Origin of the sequence: Modestobacter sp. VKM Ac-2983, assembly GCF_026967885.1 — a bacterium.
Classification (GTDB): domain Bacteria; phylum Actinomycetota; class Actinomycetes; order Mycobacteriales; family Geodermatophilaceae; genus Modestobacter.
The window spans coordinates 743,053-763,460 of sequence record NZ_JAPVBK010000001.1; the positions used below are offsets into that span (position 1 = coordinate 743,053).

The following is a 20,408-nucleotide window of genomic DNA, read 5'->3' on the forward strand; positions in this document are numbered from 1 at the left end:
AGCCGGGGCGCGCCTTGACACCAGGGTGGCGTCCCACGGGAGCCGATTCGTGAGCACTCGCCGCACCTACGTCCTCGACACCTCCGTGCTCCTCTCCGACCCGGGCGCGCTGCTGCGCTTCGACGAGCACGACGTCGTCGTCCCCCTCGTCGTGATCGGTGAGCTCGAGGACAAGCGCGACCACCCCGACCTCGGCTGGTTCGCCCGCCAGACCCTGCGGATGCTCGACGACCTGCGGGTGCAGCACGGCCGGCTGGACGCCCCGCTGCCGGTCGGTGACCAGGGCGGTTCCCTGCACGTGGAGCTGAACCACAGCGATCCGTCCGTGCTCCCGCCCGGCTTCCGGAACGACAGCAACGACAGCCGGATCATGGTCGTCGCGCTGAACCTGCGCAGCGAGGGCCGGGACGTCTGCCTCGTCACCAAGGACGTGCCGCTGCGGGTGAAGGCCGCCGCGGTGGGGCTGGACACCGAGGAGTACCGCGGACTGGGCGCGGTCGACACCGGCTGGACCGGGATGGCCGAGCTCGCGGTCGAGGAGTCCGACGTCCAGGCGCTGTACGACGCCGGAACGGTGTACCTGGAGGCGGCCGCGGAGCTGCCCACGCACACCGGGCTGGTCCTGCTCTCCGGCCGGGGCTCCGCGCTGGGCCGGGTGACCCCGGACAAGCAGGTGCGGCTGGTCCGCGGTGACCGGGACGCCTTCGGCCTGCACGGGCGCTCCGCCGAGCAGCGGGTCGCCCTCGACCTGCTGCTGGACCCGGAGATCGGGATCGTCTCGATGGGCGGCCGGGCGGGCACCGGCAAGTCGGCACTGGCGCTGTGCGCCGGGCTGGAGTCGGTGATGGAGCGGCGGGCGCACAAGAAGGTCGTGATCTTCCGGCCGCTGTACGCCGTCGGAGGTCAGGAGCTCGGCTACCTGCCGGGCAGCGAGGGCGAGAAGATGGCGCCCTGGGCCCAGGCGGTCTTCGACACGCTGGGGGCCCTGGTCTCCGGTGACGTCGTCGAGGAGATCGTGGCCCGCGGGCTGATCGAGGTGCTGCCGCTGACCCACATCCGCGGCCGCTCGCTGCACGACTCGTTCGTGATCGTCGACGAGGCGCAGTCGCTGGAGCGCGGGGTGCTGCTCACCGTGCTCTCCCGGCTGGGCACCAACTCCCGCGTCGTCCTCACCCACGACGTCGCGCAGCGGGACAACCTCCGGGTCGGCCGGCACGACGGCGTGACCGCGGTGATCGACCGCCTGAAGGGCCACCCGCTGTTCGCCCACGTGACCCTGACCCGCTCCGAGCGCTCCCCGATCGCCGCCCTCGTGACCGAGATGCTGGAAGACCTCCCCCTCTGAGCGCAGGCCCCGCCCCGCTCTTGCGCCGTTCCCGTCGCTCTCGCGCTGTTGCACCAGAGCGAGAGCGCGGACAACGGCGCAAGAGCGGGTCAGTGGCGGCTGCCCCGGGTGAATGCTCGCTGCAGGCGGGCGGCCACCACGCCGGGCTCGTCGATCTCGGCCCAGGTCCAGCGGACCACCTCCCTACCCAGATCGCGCATCTCGTCCTCCCGCAGCTTCTCCCGGTAGATCGCGTCGCCGGCCGACTCACCGGGTCGCAGCAGTCGCCCGTACTTGATCCGGCCGTCGAACTCCCCGAGCGTGCGTGACGAGGACCAGCCGAAGTCGCTGCGACCGACCAGGGACCCATTGCGCCGGCGCACCTCGACCTGCAGGTCCGGTGGGGGCAGCCCCGCCCGCGCCAACATCACCCGGCTGCGGCTCTCCCCGACGCTCTCGCTGCGCCGGTCGGCGAAGGCGATGACCCGAGCCGCCCGGCGGGTCCCGGGCGCGCCGCCCATCCGTTGCAGGGCGTCGTCGAGCTGAGCTGCCGTGGTGGACCCGACCGCGAGTGCGGCGTCGGCCGTGACGACCGCCGACTCGAAGGTCAGCGTCCGGGCGAGGTCGACGACGGTCCGGGTGACGTCAGTCGTGAGGACGCCGTCCACCAGGGTGGTCTCCTCGGCGGCCAGCCGGGCGACGTGCAGGTGGACACGCCCACTGTTGGCTCCGGACGACGGGGGCGTACGGGTCACATGGACGCGCGCCGAGTCGACTCTCCACGTGGGCAGCCCGTGCAGCGCCGCGCCGATGCATGGCTGACGGCCCCCGGCACCCGGAGGCCGGCCACCGTCGCGAGGATCACCGCTCGGGCACGGGCAGCTCGATCAGCGTGCGGGTCGATGTAGGCGCCACGCTGCAGGCGGTCGAGTTGTTTCGAGCGGACCAGGCGCGCCAGCTCGCCGTCGTCGAAGCCCTGGCGGACTGCCGATGCTCGGAGCAGCACTCCCGGGGGCAGCGGATCCGTCATCCAGCCAGCCTGGCTCCTCGCTCGGCAGCGATGTGGCGTGACGGCCGACCTGTGGACAGGGACGCGGCGGGCTCTTGCGGCTGAGTCCATGTTCTGGCGCCGTTGCAGCGACGGGCCATCGGGCACAACTGCGCGAGAGCTTCGGCCAGGCGTCAGGTCGGGGCGGCGGGCTGGTCTTCTGGTGCCGTGCGGCTGGGTCGGGTCGGGAACGGGGTGCTGGCCCAGCGGAGCAGGCCGACCGCGACCCAGGCTGCGCCCAGGCACCACAGCAGGCGGACGGTGACGTCGTCGAAGGAGAAGTCGCCGCGCAGTCCCAGCAGGAACACCGGGATGGCCAGCACGAAGCCGGTCACCACGACGTCCCTGCGGAACGGGCCGATCACGCCTCCATCTCCTCCAGCCGCTCACACAGCAGTGAGGCCCAGCGGTGCGCGGTGGCCCGGGTGCCGTCGACCATGGCCACGGGCACCGGGACGTGGTCCAGCACGGCGGCCGGGTCAGCGGTCGAGTCGGTGTCCTCGACGACGACGGCGTCCAGGCGGGGCAGGCCGTCCAGCCACGGCACGAGGTCCTCGGGCTTGCGGGTGGCGTCCATGACCGCCCACACCGCCGTCGGCGACCACACCGAGAGCATGTGCTCCATCCACGGCCCACCGGACGTGCGCAGCGGGGCGTCCACGGCGACGACCGTGACAGCGCCGGTCGTCGCGCTCGTCCGGCGGCGTGCCAGGGCTGTCTCCACCGAGGTGATCCGGCTGGCCTCCGGGGCCAGGCCCGCCAGCGCACCGGAGGCGGCCCACAGCACCGCCTCGGGCTCCAGCCGCAGCGAGGAGGCCAGTGACCGGGCGGCGGCGAACGTCTCGGCGCCGGGGCCGGCGAGCATCAGCACGTCGCCGGGCTCCGTCGGCGCCGGCGGGGCCGCGGGCAGGCGCTCGGACAGGGTGCGGGTCAGTGCGGCGTACACCCCGCGGGCGGCCGCGTCGCTGGTGAAGTCCGGCCCCAGCAGGGAGTCGGGCAGCCCGAGGGTCAGCAGCCGGATGACCAGCTCCTCGGGCCCGCTCATCGGATACGTGGCGAGCGCCGTGGACGACGGCGCGGGGACCAGCCGGGTCACGGTCGCCAGGCGGCCGCCGGGCTCGTCGGCGGCCGGCAGCGCTGGGGCAGCCGGCCGGGGGGCGACGGGGAGAGCCGTCGGGCGGGTCGGTGCCTGCGGACGGCCGGACAGCGCGGGCCGGGTGCTCGCCGGCACCGGCGGGCGCGACCGGCGGACCGGCGGGACACCGGGACGGGAGGCCAGCAGCGGCTGCGAGCCGCCGAAGTGCTGCGGCGGCATCAACGACAGCGGCGGCAGGATGGTGGTGGCGTCCAGCGGCAACGGAGCCGGGTCGCTCGCGGTCCGTGCCATCCCCGGGGCCATGATCGGGGAGACGGCCACCGGGACGGCGAACCGCTCGCGCTGTTCCATCGACGGTGACTCCATGAAGCGGACCTCCTCGGCCGGGGACTCGTCGACGACGACGGCGTCCACGACGAGGTTCTGGGCGGCCGCGAACTGCGCCGCCCGCTGGGCGATCCGGTCATCGCTGGCGTAGCCGGTGTGGGCGTCGGCCCGGTAGGCGCCGGTGTCGTAGGCGTTGGGCTCGGCCACGGTGGTCTCGTAGGCCCACGGCTGCGGGACGTCGCGCACCCGGTCCTCCGTGAGCGCCGGGGCCGGCCACGCGCGCGCGGCCGCGGACTCGATGATCGCCGAGGCAGCCGCGACGGCCGCCTCGCCGTCCCGATCGGCCGCCGCGGCGGACCGCTCGGCACCCGCCTCGGGGGAGCGGTGCCGGCCGCGGCCGGAGCCATTGGCGGCCAGGACCTCCTCGAGCAGGTCGGCCAGCTCCTCGTCCGCACTCCGGACGGACTCGACCATGGACAGGGCCGGGGCTGCCGTCTCGACCTCTGCGGCCTCGATCCGCGCAGCTTCGATCCGTGCAGCTTCGGCCAAGACCCGAGCGGCCTCGGCCTGGGCGCTGGCCGCCTCGATCCGGGCTGCCTCAGCCGCGGTGGCTGCCTCTGCCGCCGCCTCGGCCTGGAGACGAGCGACCTCGGCCTCGGCCTGGATGCGGGCTGCCTCGGCGGCTGCCTCGGCTTCGGCCTGGATGCGGGCTGCCTCGGCGGCTGCCTCGGCTTCGGCCTGGATGCGGGCTGCCTCGGCTTCGGCCTGGATGCGGGCTGCCTCGGCGGCTGCCTCGGCTTCGGCCTGGAGCCGCGCTGCCTCGGCCGCTGCCTCGGCTTCGGCCTGGAGCCGCGCTGCCTCGGCGGCTGCCTCGGCTTCGGCCTGGAGCCGCGCTGCCTCGGCCGCTGCCTCGGCCTGGAGCCGCGCTGCCTCGATCCGCGCTGCCTCGATCCGCGCTGCCTCGATCCGCGCTGCCTCGGCGGCAGCCGCCTCGATGCGCGCCGCGGTCAGCCGGGCGGCCTCTGCGGCCGCGGCCTCGACCGCAGCCGCCTGGGCAGCCGCGGCCTCGACCGCGGCCAGCTCCGCAGCGGCCTCGGCGGCCGCCACAGCGGCGTCCTCGGCTGCGGCCTGCACGGGGCCGGAGGCAACCATCCGGGTCAGCGCTGCGGCGAAGGGAGAGGGGCCCGACGGCTCGTCGACGGCCGGTGCCGGCGCCGGCGTCGGCACGAGGTCCTCCGCCGAGAGCATCAGGGTGTGCTTGGCAGGGGTGAACAGCTTGGCCGCCACCGGGGCGGCCGCAGCCGGGGCTGACCGCGCCGGCCGCGCAGCGGACCGGGCGCCGGCGGAGGAGCCGGTGGGGGAAGCGGTCGCTCGCTCGGGGGCGGTGCGCCCGGCCGGCGCGGCGGCCGCGGGTGTGCCGGCGGGGGTCCGCACCGAGCCGGAACGGCCGTAGAGGTCCACGTCCGGGCTGTCCGGGGCTGCCGAACCGAGCAGGTCGGCGAGCTCCTTCATCCGGTCGTCCATCGACGGCCCGGCAGCGGTGGTCGGCCGCGCGGGTCGGGCAGGGTCCTTGAGCACGGTCGACGAACCGGTGCTCGGCCCGGTGGTCGTCCCGGCCGCGGGCACCTCGACCTCGGCGATGAACCGCTCGTTGGTGAAGAAGCCGAACATGCCGCCGGAGCGGATGCGACGGACCCCGACCACCCGGGCCGAGGCCCCGAACTCTGCACGCGCGGCCGCGACGGCCTCCTCACGCGTGGCTGCCTCAACGGATCGCGACGGCACCGCTCACCACTCCCAGGGACTCGATCTGTGCCGTGCGGGACACCTCGTTGTACGAGATGACCGACAGGCGGGGCAGGACCTGACGGATCAGGCGGGACAGGGCGGCTCGCACCTGCGGCGAGCAGACGAGCACGGGGGAGAGGTTCATCCGCTCGGCCTCGTCGAGGAGCTCGGTGCAGCCGCGGACCAGGACGTCGACGGTGTGCCCGTCCAGGGCGAGCACCTGACCGCCCTCGGTGGGACGCACGGCCTCCAGGAGACGCTGCTCGAACGACGGCTCGAGGGTGATGACGTGCAGTCGTTCCTCCTCGGTGACGTACGGGTGGCTGATCGCCGCGCCGAGGGCGGTCCGGGCCGCCTCGACCAGGCCGTCGAGGTCGGTGGAGACCTTGGCCCGCAGGGACAGGGCCTCGAAGATCCGCACCAGGTCGCGGATCGACACGCCCTCGTCCAGCAGGGCCTGCAGCACGCGCTGCACCTCCCCGAGGCTGAGCAGCGCCGGGGTGAGCTCGTCGGCGACGGCCGGGTGCGAGCGGCGGATCATCTCGACCAGCACCTTGACGTCCTCCCGGCCCAGCAGCGCCGAGGCGTTCTGCCGGACGACCTCGGCCAGGTGGGTGGTGATGACCGAGGAGCGGTCGACGACCGTGGCGCCGGCCATCTCGGCCTGCCGCTGCAGCTCGGCGGGCACCCACTTGGCGGCCAGTCCGAAGACCGGCTCGCGGGTCGCCTTGCCGGGCAGCCCGTCGAGGTGGTCACCGATAGCGAGCACCGTGCCGGCCGGGGACGTGCCCTTGGCCGCCGGGACGCCGTTGAGCCAGATGACGTACTGCGAGGCGGGCAGGTCCAGGTTGTCGCGGGTGCGGACCAGCGGGATGACCAGGCCGGTCTCCATGGCGACCTTGCGGCGCAACGCCTTGACCCGGTCGAGGAGGTCGCCGCCGCGGGCGGTGTCCACCAGCTCGACCAGGTCGAAGGCGACCTCCAGCTCCAGGGGGTCCACCCGCATCCGGTCGGCGATCGCCTCGGGGGAGTCCGGCTGCGGCTCCGCGGCGACGGCGTCCCCGGGGGTGTCGTCCTCGTCGTCCTCCTCGACCTGGTCGGTGAGCCGGGTCGAGATGAACAGCACCAGGCCACCGATGAGCAGGAACGGCAGCTTGGGCAGGCCGGGGATGAGGCAGAGGGCCAGCGCGGCGAGGCCGGCGATGCGCATCGGCTGCCTGTTGCGGCTGAGCTGGCTGATCAGGTCCGAGCCCATGTCGCCCTGGGAGGCCGAGCGGGTGACGATCAGGCCGGTCGCGGTGGAGATCAGCAGGGCCGGGATCTGGGAGACGAGACCGTCGCCGACCGACAGCAGCGAATAGGTGGTGACGGCCTCGCCCGGGGGCATGCCGCGCTGCAGCACGCCGATGGCGAAGCCACCGATCAGGTTGATCAGCGTGACGATGATGGCGGCGATGGCGTCGCCCTTGACGAACTTGCTGGCGCCGTCCATCGAGCCGTAGAAGTCGGCCTCGGAGGTGACCTCGCTGCGCCGCTTGCGGGCCTGCTTCTCGTTGATCAGGCCGGCGTTCAGGTCGGCGTCGATGGCCATCTGCTTGCCGGGCATCGCGTCGAGGGTGAAGCGGGCGCCGACCTCGGCGACGCGGCCGGCACCGTTGGTGATGACGACGAACTGGATGATCGTGAGGATCACGAAGATCACCAGGCCGACGATCAGCGAACCGCCGATCACGAAGTGCCCGAAGGCCTCGATGACCTTGCCGGCGTAGCCGTCGGTGAGGACCAGCCGGGTCGAGGAGACGTTGAGCGCCAGGCGCATCAGCGTCGCGATCAGCACCAGTGACGGGAAGATGGCGAAGTCCAGCGGCCGCCGGATGTTCATCGACACCAGCAGGATCAGCAGCGACCCGACGATGTTCAGCGCCAGCAGCACGTCCAGCACGGGCGCCGGCAGCGGCACGACGAGCATCAGGACGATGGAGACGACCCCGATGGGGACGGCGGCCTTCGTCAGCTTTCCCACGAGACCTCGATCCTGTGCGGTGCCGCTCCGGCAGCGGGGGAGGGCGCCGGTGCACCCTCCACCGCCCTTCTCGGCAGTCCGGGGAGGGCTCCGTACCGCGCCGCCGGTCGCCCGCACCGTGCGTCACAACCGCGCGGCGGACCTCAGTGCGGCGGCGTCCCGATGTGGGCGGGAGCGATGCGTCAGCGGCGCCGGCCGGCGCGCGGCAGGCCCTCGGTGACCGGCGCCTCGAAGCCGGGCCGGTGCACCCCGCCACGCACGCCGCGCGCGGACAGGTGCATGACGAAGGCCAGCACCCGGGCGACGGCGGTGAACAGCTGGGCGGGCACCTCCTGGCCCAGGTCGCAGGAGGCGTGCAGCGCCCGGGCCAGCGGGATGTCCTGCACCATCGGCACCTTGCACTCCTCGGCCCGGGCGCGCAGCCGGGTGGCCATCTCGTCGGCGCCCTTGGCCACCACCCGGGGGGCGCCCTTCAGCGGGTCGTACTTGAGCGCGACGGCGACGTGGGTGGGGTTGACCAGGAGCACGTCGGCGTCGGCGACCTCGGCCATCATCCGGTTGCGGGACATCGACAGCTGGGTCGAGCGGCGCTGGGCCTTCATGTAGGGGTCGCCCTCGGACTGTTTGTGCTCCTGCTTGATCTCGTACACGCTCATCTTGAGCTGCTTCATCATCTTGTGTCGCACCACGATGTAGTCGGCGACCGCGATCACCAGGCCGGTGATGCCCACGACGCGGAACATCAGCACCGCGGAGTCGGTGAAGGTGTGCACGACCTCCGACAGCGGCAGCGCACCGGAGGCGGAGACCAGTTGCATGGCGTTGTCGGACGTCACGCCGATGACGACGGCCAGCGCGACGGTCTTGATGATCGCCTTGGTCGCCTCCCATAGGCCCTGGGTGCCGAACATCCTCTTGATCCCGGGGAACGGGTTCAGCTTCTTCAGGGTCGGCTTCATCGCCTTCGTGGCGAGGGTGACCCCGCCCTGGGCGGCGGAGGCGACGGTGCCGATCACCATCATCGCCAGGGCCATCGGCAGCAGCGCGGTCATGAAGACGGCCAGCGCGGTGCCGAACAGCGCCTGCGTGGTGGCCAGCTGCGGGTCGTTGGCGACCACGCCGACCTGCACGAACAGCTCCTGGATGGAGCTGAACGCACCGCCCACGAGCATGGGCAGCAGGACGCTCGCCGCGGCGGCGCCCAGCCAGGTGCCCAGTTCCTGGGTGCGCGGGATCTGCCCTTCCTTGCGGGCGTCCTTCAGCTTCTTCGGTGTCGGTTTCTCGGTCTTCTCACCACCGGGACCGTCCTTGGCCATCAGTCACCTCCCGCCACGTCAGCCGCTGCGCAGCGAGGTCATCGCGTCGAGCGCGGAGTCCAGGAGCCCGTCGAGCGCCGGCGGCAGCAGCGGGAAGGTCAGCCCCAGCAGGGTCAGGGTGATCATGATCTTGACCGGGAAGCCGAAGGCGAAGATGTTCAGCGCCGGTGCCGCCTTGGAGAGGAGCGCGAGGGCGACGTCGGCGAGCAGCAGCACCGCCACCAGCGGCCCGGCGATCTGAAGCGCGGCCAGGAACATCATCGAGAAGGCGGTGATGAGCACCGAGCCCAGCTGGTCGGTGGGCAGGGAGCCGCCGACGGGGAGCCCCTCGTAGGAGGTGACGAAACCCCGCACCAGCAACAGGTGTCCGTTGCTGGTGAACAGCAGGGTGATGGCGAGCAGGTAGTGGAGCCTGCCGATCACCCCCTGCGTGGTCAGCGACATCGGGTCGTAGGCCGGCTGCAGGGAGAACCCGCCGGTCACGTCGATCAGGTCACCGGCCAGCTGGACGGCGCTGAACAGCAGCTGGACGACGAAGCCCAGTGCGGCGCCGATGACCGCCTCGGTGACCGCAGTCGCGATGAGGAAGCCGGCGGTGACCTCCGGGATGGTGCCGGAGATGTGCGGGAAGGTGACCAGGGCGATGCAGAGGGCGAGTGCGCCCTTGACCACCCGCGGGATGCCGTTGGAGTTGAACGGCGGGGCCAGGGCGATGAACCCGGCCGCCCGCGTGCTGGCCAGCAGCAGTGCCGCGAGGGTCGCGGAGGGGACCTCGAGGTCCACTGCGGCCTCAGGTCCTGCCGAGCAGCCGCGGCAGCGACTCGAACAGCTGATCGGTGAAGGAGACCAGCTCCGCGAGCACCCAGTTGCCGGTCACGAGCAGTGCGATCGCCACCGCGATCATCTTCGGCACGAAGGACAGGGTGGGTTCCTGGATCTGGGTGGCCGCCTGGAACAGCGAGATCATGAAGCCCACCAGCAGGGCGGTCAGCAGGATCGGGGCGGACACCTTCGCCGCGACGATCATCGTCTGGGTGGCGATCTCGGTGACGTCGGCGTCGCTCATCCGTACGACCCCACCAACGCCGTGGTGACGAGCGCCCAGCCGTCGACGATCACGAAGAGCATCAGCTTGAAGGGCAGCGACACGATCGTCGGCGGCACCATCATCATGCCCATCGCCATCAGCGCGGCGCTGACCAGCATGTCCAGCACCAGGAACGGGATGAAGACGACGAGGCCGATGATGAAGGCGCTCTTGAGCTCCGAGAGCACGAACGCCGGGACCAGGGTCAGCATGCTCACCGCCGCGGCGTCCGCCGGTGCCTCCTCCCGGGACAGCCCGACCATCAGCTTGAGCTCGTCGTCCCGGGTGTTGGCCAGCAGGAAGGTCTTCAGCGGCTCGACGCCGGAGTCGTAGGCCGCCGAGGCGGTGATCGCGCCGTCGAGGTAGGGCTGGACGGCGACGTCGTTGACCTCGGTGAGCACCGGGCCCATGACGAAGATGGTCAGGAACAGCGCGATCCCGGTGAGCACCTGGTTCGGCGGTGAGGTGGGCAGGCCCAGTGCGTTCCGGGTCAGCGCCAGCACGACGAGGATCTTGGTGAACGAGGTGACCAGGAGCAGGGCCGAGGGGGCGATCGACAGCACGGTGATCGCCAGGATCAGCGTCACTGCGGTGCTCGGGCTGTCCCCGCCGATGGAGATGTCCAGGCCAGCGTCGTCCACCACCGGGGCGACCGGCTCGGACGGCGGGGTGGGTGCGGTCGGGGCGGCCGACGCGGGGCCGGCCAGCAGGACCAGCAGGACGACGGTGCCCAGCAGCAGCAACGGCAGCAGCCAGGCGGCGCGCCGACGGGAGGGCCCGGGGGCCGGCGCGAGCACCGGCAGCCGGACGGGGACGGCGGCCATCAGCGGCGCACCGTCCGCTCGCGCAGCTCGTGCACGGCCGTCGTCCACGTGCTGCGGTCGAGCACCGAGCCGGCCAGGGCGCCGCTGCTCGCGCGGGGCACCGGCACCCGGGCGGCGGGCAGCTCGGTGGTCGCGCCGTTCGCGCCGGTGGTCCCGGGGCGGGCCTGGGTGGCCAGCGCGGCCTGCAGCTCGTCGTCCTCCAGCTCGGCCAGCAGGGTGACCTGCTCCTCCGTCGAGCCGACCACCAGCACCCGGCCGGCGACCCGCAGCACCGAGACGCTGCTGGCCCGGCCCATCCGCTGGCGGGCGACGACCTCGATGACGCCGGTGGCACCGCCGAGCCCGCGCTTCTTCGCCACCTTGCTGGCGAAGAGCAGGACCGCGGCGACGAACACCAGCGACAGCACCAGGCGGAAGACCATCCAGCTCATGCGGGCGGAGCCCCGTACTCGCCGGCCTCGGTCACGATCTCGCTGATCCGCAGACCGAAGTCCTCGTCGACGACGACGATCTCGCCCCGGGCGATCAGGGTGCCGTTGACCAGCAGGTCGGCCGGGGCACCGGCGGCGCGGTCGAGCTCGATCACCTCACCGGGGTAGAGGGAGAGCAGCTCGGACACAGTCATCCGGGTCCGACCGATCTCCACGGTGACCTCCATGGCCACGTTGCGCAGCAGGTCCAGGCTGCCGCGCCGCTCGCGCGGGCGGGGCAGGGTGACCTGCAGGGCCAGGGTGGCGGCGATCTCGGTGCCGTTGATCAGCGGCACGGCGAGGAAGACGCCCTTGTCCCGCAGCCCGTCCAGCGCCGCGACGACGTCCTCGACCCGCTCGGCCGCGACCCGCACCCGGCCGAGGGCACCGGCGGCGGCCTCGAGTGCGGGGCGCAGCGCGGTGGCGACGTCCATCGGGCCGACCGGGCTGTTGGTCAGCGCACTGACGATCTCCTCGGAGAGCACCAGCACGATGTCGCCACTGACCTCCCCGCCCAGTGCGGCGGTGACGGCCGCGCCGGGGGTCGGGGGGAGGGGGACCGACTCGGGGTCGGCCACCGTCTCCCCGGCCCGGAGGACGAGCTCGGCGGGCATGGCGGCTGCTGCGGCCTGGGCCGCGGCAGCGACGGCTGCGGCGATGGTGTCGGAGTCCGACGAGCGGTCGGTGCCGAAGGCGGTGGTCATGCGGGGTCCTTTCCGCCGGTCGCGGTGTCGGGGACGATCTCGGCCGCCAGGCGGCGCCGGTGGTTGCTGGGGAGGGCGTGGGCGAACGTCACGTCGTTCGTGGTGACCTGCAGCGGGCTGTCCTGCGCGTGGCGCAGCAGCAGCACGTCGCCGACGGCGAGGCTCAGCAGGTCACCGGAGGGCACCTCCAGCGGGTTGAACCGCACGCTCACGTCGACGGGGACGTCGTTGAGCCGTTCGGTGATCGCCTCGAGCGCCCGCTGCCGCTTGTGCTTCGCGGTCTCCGAGAGCTGCGGGGACGCGGCGTTGTTCAGCGGGCCGGCGAAGGAGGAGAAGGGCAGCACGAGGGTGACCTCGGGCTCCCGGGCGCCGATCCGCATGCTGTAGGTGGCGACCATGACCGTCTCGGAACCGGAGGCGGCCTGGGCCAGCTGCGGGTTGTACTCCACGCTGTCCAGCGTCGGCGCCAAGGTGGTGACCGGGGCGAAGGCCTGGCCGAGCTCGTCGAGCAGCCGGGCCAGCAGGTGGCCGGTGATGCTGCTCTCCATGCCGGTCATCGGCCGGTTCGGCTGGTCACCGGCGCCGGAGCCGCCGAGCATGTGGTCGACCATCGCCATCGCGGTGTCCAGCGGCCAGGCGAGCACGCCCTTGCCGGCCAGCGGCTCGAGGGTGAAGGTCGCTACGAACCAGGACGCCGGCAGGGTGGCGATGTAGTCGTCGTAGGAGAACTGCTCGATGCCGGTCAGCTCGACCCGGACGCCGGTGCGGAGCAGGGACGTCAGGGTCGTCGTCGCCTGGCGGGCGAAGGACTCCTGGGTGATCTGCAGGATCCGGACGTGCTCGCGGGAGAGCTTCGTCGGACGACGGAAGTCGTAGGTGCGCGGTTCCCGGCGCCGGACGCGCCCCTGCCCCTCAGGGAGTCGGGGGGCGGCGGCGCTCGGGGCGTCGGCCACGGTGTCGGACAGGCTCACGCATGTCCTCATCGGCGGGGGGTGCGGTGACCCTGACCGCCGGACACCAGCCGGCGCCGATGTGCTCGGCGCCGGCTGGTGCAGGTGTGCCCCGATGGGGGCGATGGGGGAGGAGCGTCCCGCGTGGGACGCCCTCCGGCGTCACTGGGTGACGTACTCCGTGTACCAGAGCTCGTAGACGTCGCCGTGGTAGGCCTCGACGACCGCTGCCTCGAAGGCGGCCTTCATCGCCTCCCGGTTGCTCGTCACGTCGGACAGGGCAGCCCCGGAGAACTGGGAGATGGCGATGTCGAGGGCCTTGGAGCCGTCCGGGGTGGCGCCGGCGCCGTGCCCGCCGCCGCCGGCGTGCTCGTCGTAGGCGAGGGAGAACTGCAGCGTGAAGCCGAGCTTCAGGTAGCTCCCGCCGGCCAGGTTGATGGCCACCGGTTCCACCGCCAGCACGACGCTGCCGGCCTCCGGCGCGGGCTCGGCCTCGGCCTCGCCGCTGCCGCTGAAGACGAAGAAGTACGCGGCCGCGCCGAGCGCCAGCACGGCGACCAGCGCCATGACCAGCAGCTTCTTCTTGCCGCCGCCCGTGACGCCGTCGGAGTCCTCGGGCTCTTCCTTCTTTCTCTTGCTCATTCCTGACTCCCCTCGGAGGTCGTGCCGGTGGTCTGGGTGGCTGCCTCGATGCCGGGCAGCAGCGCGTTGGCCTCCGGGGAGGCGGTGGACAGGAGGACGACGTCCACCCGCCGGTTCACGGTCACGTAGCTGGGGTCGGTGTCCGGCACGAGCGGCCGGGTGTCGCTGTAGCCCACTGCCGACATCCGGTTCTGCCCGACGCCGTTGGCGTCCACCAGGTGCCGCAGCACGGTGGTGGCCCGGACGGCGGACAGCTCCCAGTTCGACGGCCACGGGCCGCCGCGGGTGACCGGGAGGGAGTTCGCGTGGCCCTCGACCCGGACCAGGTTGGGCAGGTCCTTGATCGCCGGCCCCATGGCGTTCAGCACGGTGACGCCCTGCGGCATGAGGGCCGCGGACTCCGGCGCGAAGAGCACCGGGTCGGAGACGACACGCACGACCAGGCCCCGCTCGTCGATGATGAACTGGGCGGCCCCGGTCTGGCCGGCGGCGGCCAGCGCCGCGGCGATCGCCGCCCGCGCGGCCGCGAGCTGGTCGTAGGCCGACTGCGCCTCGGCGGCGACGGCCCGCGCCTCCGCCTCGGCGGCCGCCACCGCCGCTGCCAGCTCCGCCTCGGTCTGGGCGGTGCCGTCGATGGCCGCCTCCTGGGCCACCTGGACCGGCTTCAGCGGGCTGTCGTTCTCGACCGGCGCGTCGATGGCGGCGCCGTCGTTGAGGATGGTCACCGGGGCGCCGGCGCCGTCCCGCGCGCCGTTGGCGAAGGCGGTGAACTTGGCCAGGTCGATCGAGCTCATCGCGTAGAGCACCACGAAGAGCACGAACAGCAGCGTCATCATGTCGAAGCCGGACACCAGCCACCGTTCGTGGTTCTCGTGCTCCTCGTGCTCCTCGTGCTTCTTGGCCCGGCGGCCACCGTGGCCGCCGTGCCCGCCGCCCTTGCTCATGCCGCCTCGCGCTGCTGCTCACTCGGCGGCACCAGCGAGCTCAGCTTGGCGCGCACGGTCCGCGGGCTGGTCCCTGCCTGGATCTCCGCGATGCCCTCGACGAGCAGCTCCATCTGCGCGGCCTGCAGCGCGCTGACCCGCAGGATCTTCGCGCCCATCGGCAGGAACCAGAAGTTGGCCGCCATGACGCCCCACAGCGTGGCGATGAACGCCGCGGAGACCATCGGGCCCAGCGCCTCGGGGTTGCTGAGGCTGCCCATCACGTTCATCAGGCCGACGATGCAGCCGAGGATGCCGATGGTCGGCGCGTAGCCGCCCATGTTGTTCATGAACTTGGCGGCGACCTTGTCCTCGGTCTTCTTGGCCGAGATCTCGCCCTCGAGGATGCTGCGCAGGTCCTCCGGGTCGGTGCCGTCGATGCTCATCTGCAACCCGCGCTTGAGGAACGGGTCGTCGATGTCCTTGACCTGCGCCTCGAGCGCGAGCAGCCCCTCCTTGCGGGCCTTCTCGGCCAGGCTGACCAGCGTCTGGATCTGCTCGGTGGCCGGCGGCACCTTGGCCGGCAGCACGGCCATCTTGAACCAGGTGGGCATCTTCTTCAGGTCGTCCATCGTCTGGCTGGCCATCGCCGCGCCGAAGGTGGCGACGACCACCAGGACGATCGCCGGGAGGAAGATCAGCGACGTCGGGTCGGCGCCCTCCAGGATCATGAAGACGACCAGGGCGATGATGGAGACGACGAACCCGATCAGGGTGGCGGGGTCCATGGCTCAGCGCTCTTCTCGGCTCGGGAACGGCACGACCGAGGAGTCCTCGGTGCCCTTCACGGTGTGTGCGGTCGGCATCCGGTACTCGCCGCGGTCCATCTGGAAGGCGACCGCCTGGATGCTGGCCCGGTAGTCACGCACCGCGCGGACCACCTCGTCGACGGTCTCGGTGACGACGTACTTGGTGTCGTCGCGGAGCGTGACGACGGTGTCGGGGTGGCCCTCCACGCGCTGGATGAGCTCGACGTTGAGCACGAAGTGCTCGCCGTTGAGGCGCGTCAGACGGATCACGGACTGCTCCAGGGGTCGGGTGTGGCGAGGTCGCCACGAACGGGCCTCATCGCGCCGCAGTCAGGTCATCGGCGTGTCGAGGGCGGTGCTTGAGCTGAACGGCCCGGTCCCCCCATCGGGGTGACCGGGCCATCCGTGCAGGTGAGCGCCTCACCCCCCACCGGAATGGCCATCTCGGTGGGGAGGGGGATCAGCGCTTGAGCTGGACGAGGTCCTGGAGGATCTCGTCGGAGGTGGTGATCACGCGGCTGTTGGCCTGGAATCCGCGCTGGGCCACGATCAGCCCGGTGAACTCCTCGGCCAGGTCGACGTTGGACATCTCCAGTGCGCCGGCCGACAGGCTGCCGCGGCCACCGGTGCCGGCCTGCCCGACGAGCGGGTTGCCGGAGTTGTCGCCGGCCCGGTAGGAGCTGTTGCCCGCCTTCTCCAGGCCGCCGGGGTTCACGAAGGTGGCCAGCGCCAGCTGGCCGATGTTCTGCCGCAGCCCGTTGGAGTAGATGCCGACGATCGTGCCGTCGTTGGCCAGCGAGTAGCCCTCCAGCACGCCCATCGCCGAGCCGCTCTGGGCGGTGGTCTTGGCCGCGGCGTCGCTCTTGCCGCCGAACTGGGTGAGCCCGGACAGGTCGACCGTCACGTCTCGGGTCCAGGCACCACCGCCCGCGGTGATGACGATCTGCTGCTGGGCAGCGGGGAGTGTGCCGTCTGCGGCGAAGGTGACGGTCGTCGGGGTGGCGGTGAGCGTCCCCGGCGGCGGGGCGGAGGTGTCCGCGAACGCCACCGACCAGGTGTTCTCCGGGGTCGCGACCTTGGTCATGGACACGCTCACCGGGTGGGGGTTGCCCAGGTCGTCGTACATCTGGATCTGCGACGTCACGGCCGTGTCGGCGGGCGTGGCACCGGCGGAGAGGTTGCCGCCGATGGCGGCTCCGGTGGTGGCGACCGGGGCGAGCACCTGACCGGTCGGGATGCGCAGATCCTGGATCGGGCCGTTGGGGTCGACCACACCGAGCGCGTTGGCCATCCAGCCCTGCAGCTTCGCCCCGTCGGGCGTGACCAGGTTGCCGACGCCGTCGGTGTCGAAGGAACCGGCCCGGGTGTAGAGGCTCTCGTTGCCCACCTTGGTGACGAAGAAGCCGTCGCCGCTGATCATGAAGTCGCTGGCCCGGCCGGTGTTCTGGGTCGAGCCCTGGCCGAAGTTCGTGGTGATGCCGGCGACCTTGACGCCGAGCCCGACCTGCGCCGGGTTGGTCCCGGCGACGTCGCCGTTCGGCGCGGCACCGTTGCGGAGCACCTGGCTGAGGGTGTCCTCGAAGACGGTCTGGCTGGCCTTGAAGCCGACCGTGTTGACGTTGGCGATGTTGTTGCCGGCGACGTCGAGCTTGGTCTGGTGGGCGCGCAGGCCGGAGATGGCCGAGAACATGGAACGAAGCACGGTGGAGCTCCTCGCGATCGGTGTGGGGAGGCGGGGACGCCAGGTCAGCGGGTGGTGGTGGCGGGGGTGTCGACCTCGGGGAGGGTGATCTCGGTGATCCGGCCCAGCGGCACGGCCTTGTCGCCGACCACCGCCCGCGGCTCGCTGCCGCCGGTCACGATCACCGAGGAGACGGCGCCGGTGACCGTGGTGCCGTCGTCGGCGGTGTAGGCCACGTGCTTGCCGACGAGTGCGCCGGCGCTCAGCGAGCGCTGCAGGGTGAGCAGCTCGGCGTTCTGCTTCGCGATCTCCTCGAGCTTCTCCACCTGGGTGAAGGTCGCGGTCTGGGCCATGAACTCGCTGCTGCTGGTCGGGTTGCTCGGGTCCTGGAAGCGCATCTGCGCGACCAGCAGCTTGAGGAAGGTGTCCTTGCCCATCTGGTCCGAGCGGTCGGTCGCGGTGGTCGCGGTGGTGGTCGGCGTACCGACGGTCCCGGTGATCGGGGTGGTCATCGCACGGTCTCCAGATCAGACGCGGACGTCCACGCCGGCTGGCGTGGACTGGTCGGCGGCCAGGGCGGCACTGCCGCGGCCGAGGGGGTCGGTGGTCTGCCCGTCACTGCGCCGGCTGCCCTGCTGGTCGGGCTGGCCGGAGCGGCCCTGCTGACCGGTCTGGGCGTCGAACAGCTGTTGCGCGGTCCGCGCACCCGTGCCGGCGTCGCCGCCGTCCGCGCCCACCTCGACCCGGCCGGCGGTCAGGCCGGCGCTGTCGAGCTCGCGGCGCAGGTCGGGCAGGGCGTCCAGCAGCGCCTGCCGGCCGGCCTCGTGCGCCCCGTGCAGGGTCACGTCGAGCACGCCGCGGGCGATGGTGACCTGGACCGACACCGGGCCCAGGTCGTCCGGGGTGAGGACCACGGTCATGGTCTGGCTGCCGTCCGGGGCGTTGTGCAGCACGGCGAGCTGGCGGCCGAGCTGGGCGGCGACGGGGGTCTCCGCCGCGGCCGGCACCGCAGCCCCGGCCGTCGCGGCGGACGGGGCGACAGCCGCTGTCGGGCCGGGGAGCCCGAACACGCCGTCGGCCTCGGCGGCCGATGCCGTCGGCCCGGCAGCCGCCGGGGTGGGTTCGTCCCCGGCGCTCCCCGACCCCGTGCCCGCCGTGTCCGGGGCGTCGCCAGTGGGCGGCAGCAGCAGCGGCGTCCCCGCGGTGTCGATGGTGGCCGCCGGGTCGGCACCGGGAGCGCCTGCGGGAGCTGGACCGGTCGCGGGGAGCGCCGCCGGGGCACCGGCCGGGTCGACGACGACGGTGAGCCCGGCGGCCTCGGCCAGCGCTGCGGTCGCATCGACGGCGGCGGGGACGGCCAGCGCGGGCACGGTCGGCGCGGGCAGGAGCGGGGCGGGCAGCGGCGTGGCCGGAACCGGGGTGGCGGCTGCGGTGGCCGGCGGCGGCATCGCCGCAGCGGGCAGGCCCACCAGGGTGGCCGAGCCGTCGGCGGACTGCCCGGCGCCGGTGACGGCGCCGATCAGACCCGCCGCGGCGGCCGTCGTCCCCAGGCCCGCGGTGCTCTCCGCGGTCAGGGGCGCGGCCGCGGCCAGCAGCGCCCACAGCCCGGGTTGCAGGGGGACCGGGGGAGCGGTGGCGGCGTCGGTGCTGCCGTCGGCGGCCTCCGCCGCGGGGTCGGCCGCCGACGGGTCGACCCGGTCGGCGGGGGCGTCGACGGTGCGGTCGACCCGGTCGGCGGAGGCGTCGGCGGTGCGGTCGGGCCGGCCGGCGGCGGCGCGGTCCGGGGACCGGACGGCGGACCGGTCCGCCGCCCGCTCGGTCGCGCGGTCGGCCGCCCGCTGGGACGCGCGGGAGGGGCCGCGCTCGCTGCCGAGCGCGTCGTCGAGGGCGCTGGCGAACGCGGGTGCGCGGTCGCCGGCGGCGGTCCGGCCGGTCGAGCCGTGGCCGGCAGCACCGGAACGGGCCGGGGCCGAGATCACCGGCAGGGTGGTCGGGCTGCTCATGCGTAGGCCTCCGCGGCTCTGGTGACCTTCTGGACGTAGGACTGGGTCTCGGGGTAGGGCGGGATGCCGCCGTGGCGCTGCACCGTGCCCGGGCCGGCGTTGTACGCGGCGAGCGCCAGCTCGGTGGAGCCGAACTGCTTGGTCAGCTGGCTCAGGTAGCGGGCGGCGCCGTCGATCGAGGACGCGGGGTCGAGGGCGTCCACGCCGAGCCCCTTGGCGGTGGCGGGCATGAACTGCATCAGCCCGGTGGCGCCCGCGGACGACCTGGCGGAGCTGTTGAAGCCGGACTCGGTCTTGGCGACCGCGGCCAGGAGTGCGGGGGAGACGCCGTGCCGGGCGCCGGCCTGGGCGAAGAGGTCGGCGTAGGGCACCCCGGCGAGGCCGCCGCCGGCCGCAGGGGCGACGGGGGTGGTGCTGGCGCCCTCGGGCAGCACCCGGCGGATCAAGGTCGGGTTGCCGACGTCCTGCACCTTGACCACCTCGCCGGCCTGCGGGGCGGCGATCATCTTGCCGCCGCCGATGTAGAGCCCGACGTGGTCGATGCCGGGCCGGGAGGACGTGTTGTCGAAGAACACCAGGTCGCCGGGGAGGGCCTCGGTCAGGGAGGCGACCGGCCGGCCGGCGGTGGCCTGCTGGGCGGACGTGCGGGGGATGCTGATCCCGAGGTCGGCGTAGACCCGCTGGGTGAAGCCGGAGCAGTCCAGGCCCGTCGCCGGGTCGGTGCCGCCCCACTTGTAGGGGACGCCGAGGTACTTGGTCGCTGCACCGACGACCTCGGCGCCGGTGTCGGTCGCTGCGGTGCTCGCTCCGGCTGCGCTCGCCGGGGTGCTGGCGGTGAGGCCGGCGGCGGAGGCCGCGCTGGTCCAGGCGGCCTGCTGGGTCACCGGCGGGGTGAAGCGTGCCTGGATCTGCCCGATCCGGCTGTGCACCGCGATCAGTCCGTCCACGTCGTCTCCTCCCTGCTCGTCCTGGTGGTGCTGTGCTGGCGGGTGACCAGGTCGTCGACCACGCGTTCCTCGGCGGCGTCGGCCGCCTCCTGCAACGCCGCCACGTGCCGCTCGCGCAGGCGTTCGAGGCCCTTGGTGCGCTGGGCGGCGGCGGTCCACCGGGCGCGGACCAGTTCGGCCTGCTCGGCGCGTGCGACGGCCAGTGCCCGTGCAGCAGACACATCGGCAGCCGCAGCGGCCGATGCGACCATCGCGGCGATGAAGGCGGAACCGCTGGGGTGCCCGGGCAGCGCTCGCCCGGTCAGCGCGGCGGCGTCCTGCTCGGCGCGCTCGGCGGCCTCGGTCGCCTCGCGGGCGGCCTGGGCCGACGCGAGGGCGGCGGCGCGCTCCTCGGTCCGGCGCAGCTTCAGCACCGGTTCCAGGCGGAAGGCCGGCTGTCTCACCGC

General features: G+C 73.1%; 21 protein-coding genes. 1 reads left to right on the plus strand and 20 read right to left on the minus strand.

Annotation, left to right across the window (positions count from 1 at the left end; genetic code table 11):
* Nucleotides 1-49: 49 nt before the first annotated feature.
* Nucleotides 50-1,345 carry a PhoH family protein gene (locus tag O2W18_RS03445; protein ID WP_269186168.1) on the plus strand — a complete coding sequence of 432 codons (1,296 nt, stop codon included), beginning with the start codon at nucleotides 50-52 and terminating at the stop codon, nucleotides 1,343-1,345.
* An 89-nt stretch (nucleotides 1,346-1,434) separates the two neighbouring features.
* Here O2W18_RS03445 and O2W18_RS03450 read toward each other — a convergent pair whose 3' ends face one another.
* From O2W18_RS03450 to O2W18_RS03545, 20 genes are all read right to left on the minus strand, one after another.
* Nucleotides 1,435-1,992, minus strand: coding sequence for a hypothetical protein (locus tag O2W18_RS03450; protein WP_269186169.1), 558 nt, complete (start codon nucleotides 1,990-1,992; stop codon nucleotides 1,435-1,437).
* A 514-nt stretch (nucleotides 1,993-2,506) separates the two neighbouring features.
* Entirely contained in the window at nucleotides 2,507-2,737 is a 231-nt protein-coding gene (locus O2W18_RS03455; protein WP_269186170.1) for a hypothetical protein, read from the minus strand.
* Complete coding sequence (locus O2W18_RS03460; protein WP_269186171.1) at nucleotides 2,734-5,466, minus strand: hypothetical protein; 2,733 nt, start codon at nucleotides 5,464-5,466, stop codon at nucleotides 2,734-2,736. The genes O2W18_RS03455 and O2W18_RS03460 overlap by 4 nt, the downstream gene beginning before the upstream one ends.
* 94 nt (nucleotides 5,467-5,560) lie before the next feature.
* Nucleotides 5,561-7,606, minus strand: coding sequence for a flagellar biosynthesis protein FlhA (gene flhA / locus O2W18_RS03465; protein WP_269186172.1), 2,046 nt, complete (start codon nucleotides 7,604-7,606; stop codon nucleotides 5,561-5,563).
* Between the two features lie 182 nt (nucleotides 7,607-7,788).
* Nucleotides 7,789-8,922: an EscU/YscU/HrcU family type III secretion system export apparatus switch protein gene (locus O2W18_RS03470; protein ID WP_269186173.1), complete on the minus strand. Its 1,134-nt coding sequence runs from the start codon at nucleotides 8,920-8,922 to the stop codon at nucleotides 7,789-7,791.
* 18 nt (nucleotides 8,923-8,940) lie between these two features.
* Nucleotides 8,941-9,705, minus strand: coding sequence for a flagellar biosynthetic protein FliR (gene fliR, locus O2W18_RS03475; protein WP_269186174.1), 765 nt, complete (start codon nucleotides 9,703-9,705; stop codon nucleotides 8,941-8,943).
* A 7-nt stretch (nucleotides 9,706-9,712) separates the two neighbouring features.
* A complete protein-coding gene (gene fliQ, locus O2W18_RS03480; protein ID WP_269186175.1) occupies nucleotides 9,713-9,988 on the minus strand; it encodes a flagellar biosynthesis protein FliQ in 276 nt (91 codons plus the stop codon).
* Nucleotides 9,985-10,833 carry a flagellar type III secretion system pore protein FliP gene (fliP, locus tag O2W18_RS03485; RefSeq protein WP_269186176.1) on the minus strand — a complete coding sequence of 283 codons (849 nt, stop codon included), beginning with the start codon at nucleotides 10,831-10,833 and terminating at the stop codon, nucleotides 9,985-9,987. Before fliP ends, fliQ begins: the two co-directional genes overlap by 4 nt.
* Nucleotides 10,833-11,264: a FliO/MopB family protein gene (locus tag O2W18_RS03490; RefSeq protein ID WP_269186177.1), complete on the minus strand. Its 432-nt coding sequence runs from the start codon at nucleotides 11,262-11,264 to the stop codon at nucleotides 10,833-10,835. The genes fliP and O2W18_RS03490 overlap by 1 nt, the downstream gene beginning before the upstream one ends.
* Nucleotides 11,261-12,007: a flagellar motor switch protein FliN gene (gene fliN, locus O2W18_RS03495; RefSeq protein ID WP_269186178.1), complete on the minus strand. Its 747-nt coding sequence runs from the start codon at nucleotides 12,005-12,007 to the stop codon at nucleotides 11,261-11,263. Before fliN ends, O2W18_RS03490 begins: the two co-directional genes overlap by 4 nt.
* Entirely contained in the window at nucleotides 12,004-12,978 is a 975-nt protein-coding gene (locus O2W18_RS03500; protein WP_269186179.1) for a flagellar motor switch protein FliM, read from the minus strand. Before O2W18_RS03500 ends, fliN begins: the two co-directional genes overlap by 4 nt.
* Before the next feature lie 141 nt (nucleotides 12,979-13,119).
* Nucleotides 13,120-13,599: a flagellar basal body-associated FliL family protein gene (locus O2W18_RS03505; RefSeq protein WP_269186180.1), complete on the minus strand. Its 480-nt coding sequence runs from the start codon at nucleotides 13,597-13,599 to the stop codon at nucleotides 13,120-13,122.
* Nucleotides 13,596-14,543, minus strand: coding sequence for an OmpA/MotB family protein (locus O2W18_RS03510; RefSeq protein WP_269186181.1), 948 nt, complete (start codon nucleotides 14,541-14,543; stop codon nucleotides 13,596-13,598). The genes O2W18_RS03505 and O2W18_RS03510 overlap by 4 nt, the downstream gene beginning before the upstream one ends.
* Nucleotides 14,540-15,310, minus strand: a complete 771-nt coding sequence (locus tag O2W18_RS03515) for a motility protein A (protein ID WP_269160004.1) — start codon at nucleotides 15,308-15,310, stop codon at nucleotides 14,540-14,542. Before O2W18_RS03515 ends, O2W18_RS03510 begins: the two co-directional genes overlap by 4 nt.
* 3 nt (nucleotides 15,311-15,313) lie before the next feature.
* On the minus strand, nucleotides 15,314-15,601 hold the full coding sequence (locus tag O2W18_RS03520; protein ID WP_269160005.1) for a flagellar FlbD family protein: 288 nt from the start codon (nucleotides 15,599-15,601) through the stop codon (nucleotides 15,314-15,316).
* Between the two features lie 190 nt (nucleotides 15,602-15,791).
* Nucleotides 15,792-17,033, minus strand: a complete 1,242-nt coding sequence (locus tag O2W18_RS03525) for a flagellar hook protein FlgE (protein ID WP_269186182.1) — start codon at nucleotides 17,031-17,033, stop codon at nucleotides 15,792-15,794.
* A 44-nt stretch (nucleotides 17,034-17,077) separates the two neighbouring features.
* The gene (locus tag O2W18_RS03530) at nucleotides 17,078-17,524 is read right to left on the minus strand and encodes a flagellar hook capping FlgD N-terminal domain-containing protein (RefSeq protein ID WP_269186183.1); all 447 of its coding nucleotides are present in this window, start codon (nucleotides 17,522-17,524) and stop codon (nucleotides 17,078-17,080) included.
* A gap of 15 nt (nucleotides 17,525-17,539) precedes the next feature.
* A complete protein-coding gene (locus O2W18_RS03535; protein WP_269186184.1) occupies nucleotides 17,540-19,015 on the minus strand; it encodes a flagellar hook-length control protein FliK in 1,476 nt (491 codons plus the stop codon).
* Nucleotides 19,012-19,962 carry a transglycosylase SLT domain-containing protein gene (locus O2W18_RS03540; RefSeq protein ID WP_269186185.1) on the minus strand — a complete coding sequence of 317 codons (951 nt, stop codon included), beginning with the start codon at nucleotides 19,960-19,962 and terminating at the stop codon, nucleotides 19,012-19,014. The genes O2W18_RS03535 and O2W18_RS03540 overlap by 4 nt, the downstream gene beginning before the upstream one ends.
* Nucleotides 19,950-20,405: a flagellar export protein FliJ gene (locus O2W18_RS03545; protein WP_269186186.1), complete on the minus strand. Its 456-nt coding sequence runs from the start codon at nucleotides 20,403-20,405 to the stop codon at nucleotides 19,950-19,952. The genes O2W18_RS03540 and O2W18_RS03545 overlap by 13 nt, the downstream gene beginning before the upstream one ends.
* Nucleotides 20,406-20,408 lie beyond the last annotated feature (3 nt).

Bases quoted from the DNA above. Each gene is read 5' to 3' on its own strand.
- O2W18_RS03535 (WP_269186184.1), bottom strand. From the start codon at position 19,015: ATGAGCAGCCCGACCACCCTGCCGGTGATCTCGGCCCCGGCCCGTTCC.
- O2W18_RS03470 (WP_269186173.1), bottom strand. From the start codon at position 8,922: ATGGCCAAGGACGGTCCCGGTGGTGAGAAGACCGAGAAACCGACACCG.
- O2W18_RS03515 (WP_269160004.1), bottom strand. From the start codon at position 15,310: ATGGACCCCGCCACCCTGATCGGGTTCGTCGTCTCCATCATCGCCCTG.
- O2W18_RS03490 (WP_269186177.1), bottom strand. From the start codon at position 11,264: ATGAGCTGGATGGTCTTCCGCCTGGTGCTGTCGCTGGTGTTCGTCGCC.
- O2W18_RS03505 (WP_269186180.1), bottom strand. From the start codon at position 13,599: ATGAGCAAGAGAAAGAAGGAAGAGCCCGAGGACTCCGACGGCGTCACG.
- O2W18_RS03510 (WP_269186181.1), bottom strand. From the start codon at position 14,543: ATGAGCAAGGGCGGCGGGCACGGCGGCCACGGTGGCCGCCGGGCCAAG.
- fliQ (WP_269186175.1), bottom strand. From the start codon at position 9,988: ATGAGCGACGCCGACGTCACCGAGATCGCCACCCAGACGATGATCGTC.
- fliN (WP_269186178.1), bottom strand. From the start codon at position 12,007: ATGACCACCGCCTTCGGCACCGACCGCTCGTCGGACTCCGACACCATC.
- O2W18_RS03530 (WP_269186183.1), bottom strand. From the start codon at position 17,524: ATGACCACCCCGATCACCGGGACCGTCGGTACGCCGACCACCACCGCG.
- O2W18_RS03460 (WP_269186171.1), bottom strand. From the start codon at position 5,466: ATGTTCGGCTTCTTCACCAACGAGCGGTTCATCGCCGAGGTCGAGGTG.
- fliP (WP_269186176.1), bottom strand. From the start codon at position 10,833: ATGGCCGCCGTCCCCGTCCGGCTGCCGGTGCTCGCGCCGGCCCCCGGG.